Annotated in this window: 3 protein-coding genes and 2 pseudogenes; all 5 read right to left on the reverse strand. The window is 71.5% G+C overall.

Annotation, left to right across the window (positions count from 1 at the left end; translation table 11 throughout):
• Positions 1–53: 53 nt before the first annotated feature.
• The gene (ssb, locus tag FMEAI12_RS19145) at positions 54–527 is read right to left on the reverse strand and encodes a single-stranded DNA-binding protein (RefSeq protein ID WP_112107094.1); all 474 of its coding nucleotides are present in this window, start codon (positions 525–527) and stop codon (positions 54–56) included.
• A 19-nt stretch (positions 528–546) separates the two neighbouring features.
• Positions 547–810: a hypothetical protein gene (locus tag FMEAI12_RS19150; RefSeq protein WP_112107095.1), complete on the reverse strand. Its 264-nt coding sequence runs from the start codon at positions 808–810 to the stop codon at positions 547–549.
• 19 nt (positions 811–829) lie between these two features.
• A complete protein-coding gene (locus FMEAI12_RS19155; RefSeq protein WP_112107096.1) occupies positions 830–1069 on the reverse strand; it encodes a hypothetical protein in 240 nt (79 codons plus the stop codon).
• A 141-nt stretch (positions 1070–1210) separates the two neighbouring features.
• Positions 1211–2740: pseudogene (locus FMEAI12_RS19160) on the reverse strand (cell division protein FtsK); the annotation flags it as partial.
• Positions 2741–2771: 31 nt separating this feature from the next.
• Positions 2772–2874, reverse strand: a pseudogene (locus FMEAI12_RS40010) (IS5/IS1182 family transposase); the annotation flags it as partial.

A 2874-nucleotide genomic window follows, 5' to 3' on the forward strand; every position in this document is an offset into this window, starting at 1 on the left:
TCCGGGGTCCGGCCGGGCCTGCCCCCGTCTCTTCCGCCGTGGGCGGGGCGGGCCTAGAACGGCGGTTCCTCGCTGTAGCCCTGCTCCGTCCGGTCACCGGCGCCGCCGCCGGTGCGGGTCGGGGTGGCGGTGGACCACGGGTCCTCGGTGCGGGTGGTGCCGCGGGCGGCACGGGTGACGGTGGCGGTGGTGAACAGCAGGGACGGGCCGACCTCGTCGACGTCGAGGCCGAACATCGACCGGTGTTCTCCGGCGTCGGTGGTCCAGTGGTGCTGACGCAGACGGCCGGTGACGATGACCCGCGTGCCCTTGGCCAGCGACTCGGCGGCGTGCTCGGCAGCCTGACGCCAGGCGGTGCAGGTCAGGAACATCGCGTCACCGTCGGCCCACTGGTTGGTGGTCTTGTCGTAACGGCGGGGGGTGGAGGCGACGGTGAACCGGCACATCGCCACCCCGGCCGGGGTGAACTTCAGCTCCGGGTCGGCGGTCAGGTTCCCGACGACGGTCAACGGGGTCTCGTTCGCCATGGGTGGGGCTCCCTTCAAATCAGGCGGAAGCGCGTAGGCGCAGCGCGACGGCGGTCAGGACGACGACGACGGCCAGGGCGGCGAGGCCGGCGAGGGTGATCAGGGTTGTGGTCGCGGTGTCGCCGACCGGTCCGGGCATGCGGACGGCGAGGGTGAGCAGGACGAGAGCGACGGCGGGCCGGCGGACGGCCCGCAGGGCGCGGCCGATCGCGTCGAGGGCGGCCCGTGCGGGGCGTATGAGGGTGAGCGCGGCGAGTGCGGCGAGGGTGAGCAGGACGGTCATGGCGGGTCCCCTGGGGGTGTCAGGGCAGGAGCCGGCGGAGGGTGTTGTAGGCGCGGCGGCCGATGCGCAGGCGCAGGCCGGTGTGGTCGCAGTGCCGGCACGGGCGGGTGCGGCGGCCGATGCGGCTGGTGGTGCGGGCGGTGCCGTGGCAGTGCGGGCAGGGGCCGAACGGCCGGACCCAGCACAGCAGGACGTAACCGAGCGTGACAGTGGTGAGGGGGAGGGAGAGGGCGGCTAGCAGTGCGGCGGTGGGGGTCACAAACCGCTCCTTGGGGCGTTTTTGGGCGTGGTTGGCCGTGGGCTGCTATCTGCTAGAGCCCTGGCCAGGGTTGGTGTGGGGTGCTAGGGGATCTGCTAGCGCTAGCAGGGGTGGCCGCTAGCGCTAGCAGCCCCCGACGGGCTACTCCGCCTTCCGTTTGCGGTTACGCTCCGCTACCACGGCGAGGATCGCGGTGTGGGAGATCCCGCGCCGGGTGACGGCCTTGCCGTCGATGCGGCGGCCGACGTCGACGGGGGTGATGCCGTGCGGCTTGAGTGCGGCGGTGAGCTGGGCGGACTCCCATCCGCTGTAGACGTCGGGGCGCAGGTCGGCCAGGCGGGCGCACAGGTTCTCGTTCCACGCCTTGTCCTCGCCTGTCGGCCAGACGGCGGCGACGTCGGCGATCACGTCGGCGGCCGGGGCGGTGGTGCGGGTCTGCTCCGCCGGTGCGGGCAGGGTGCCTGCTCCGGTTCGCAGCTCGACAGCGCGGGCGATGATCCGGTCGGCCTGGTCGCCGTCGACGTAGTAGGAGCGGTTCGCCTGCGGCTTGCCGAAGCCGGCGAGGATGCCCCACCCGGCTTGCACGACGGGCTCGAAGACGGTGGCGCGGTAGCCGTTCTTGTAGGCCGACGTGCCGAGGATCATGTCGTTCGCGGTCTGGTCGGCCACCGACAGGCAGTAGCGGCTGTTGACGTTGCGGGTGATCCCGGTCGGCAGGCTGTCCTTGTCCGGGATCTGCGTGCCGAGCATGAGGATCACACCGAGGGCGCGGCCGAGCTTGATGCACTTCTCCGCGTACTCGGCAGCGTCCTTGCCCCACTGCGACCGGAACAGCTCCTGTGCCTCGTCGATCCACACGACCAGCGGGTGCAGCCCGGACCCCTTCAGCGACGCCAGTTCCGGGGTCACCTTGTTCTCCGGGGCCTTGCCCGCGGCGGCGTAGAACGCGATCCGCTCGGAGCGGCGCCGGCATTCGTCGTACAGCCACTTGAGCATCGCCGCGCAGGCTTCCAACGTGTCGTCGTCGAAGCCGTTGCCGTACTCGGTCATCACCGGCGCCGCCGGGGCGAAGTCCCCCACGCCTTTCAGTTCGTAGCCGCGGATCTCCACCCGGATGTCGAGGGCGGCGGCGAGCACGAGCAGCCGCAACGCGAACGTCTTCCCACTGCCGGGCTGGCCACCGAACAGCCAGTTCCGCGACATCAGCGACACGTCGACCGTGGTCATCCGCGGGGTGGTCGCGAACGCGAACGGCTTGAACACGTCCACCTGCCCGGCCTTGGCCAGCGGCCAGGCGGGCTGGCGCATCGCGGACGCAGGCTGGTAACCGACCCACAGCGCCAACCGCCCCGTGTGGCCGGGGGCAGGGTCGGGCCACACCTGGTCCAGCGGCAGCCGCAGACCGGACGCCAACCGGCCACGCCGGGCGATGACCTCACCTGCTTCGACCCCGTAGGGCAGGTCGACGATGGCCAGGTGCCCGGGGCCGTCGCGGTGGATCTCCACCGGGAAGCTGATCGCGCCGGGGTTCTTCGCCACTGCCGAGTTGATCCCCGCGATACCGAGCGAGGTCAGGGCGCGGCGGACGAGTTCGGCGGTGAGCTTGCGGTAGGTCTCCCCCGTGGTGACGCGGTCGGTGATCGGCCGGTCCGCGGGACGTCCCAACCGGGCGCAGGCCACTAGGGTCTGTTCCAAGTTCGGATCATGGGGTTGGCAGGGTGCGTAGCCAGAGGATGGATCCGCGCAGGTGGAGTCCTGCGGCGTAGCTTTCGGGTGTCTTGTCGTAGCGGGTGGCCAGACCCCGC

The organism is Parafrankia sp. Ea1.12 (assembly GCF_900465275.1).
In the GTDB taxonomy this organism is placed as follows: Bacteria; Actinomycetota; Actinomycetes; order Frankiales; family Frankiaceae; genus Parafrankia; species Parafrankia soli.

Bases quoted from the DNA above. Each gene is read 5' to 3' on its own strand.
- ssb (WP_112107094.1), bottom strand. From the start codon at position 527: ATGGCGAACGAGACCCCGTTGACCGTCGTCGGGAACCTGACCGCCGAC.
- FMEAI12_RS19150 (WP_112107095.1), bottom strand. From the start codon at position 810: ATGACCGTCCTGCTCACCCTCGCCGCACTCGCCGCGCTCACCCTCATA.